Origin of the sequence: Gelidibacter maritimus, from assembly GCF_014062315.1 — a bacterium.
GTDB classification, from domain to species: Bacteria; Bacteroidota; Bacteroidia; order Flavobacteriales; family Flavobacteriaceae; genus Gelidibacter; species Gelidibacter maritimus.
Genome location: NZ_JACGLT010000070.1, coordinates 1 through 230, shown reverse-complemented (window position 1 = coordinate 230; position 230 = coordinate 1). Strand labels below are relative to the sequence as shown.

The 230-nt window shown below is 46.1% G+C and carries 1 protein-coding gene; it reads right to left on the bottom strand.

Going from position 1 to position 230, the window contains the following annotated elements:
- The coding region (locus tag H3Z82_RS19495) for a hypothetical protein (protein ID WP_182207124.1) at window positions 1-230 on the bottom strand (230 nt) is incomplete at both ends.

Genomic DNA, 230 nt, shown 5'->3' with positions numbered 1-230 from the left:
CGTATCGCAGTTATCTGTAGCGGTTACTGTAGGTACCGTTGGAATGGCATCACATTGCACCGTAACATCAGCAGGTACGCCGACAAGGATTGGATTCGTTGAATCGATAACCGTAATAGTCTGCGTATCAGTAGTTGTATTCCCGCCGTTGTCGGTTACAGTCCATTCACGTACAATAGTTCCGATACCGTCCACGACAGTATTACTGATTTCAGAATAGCTGACCGTAA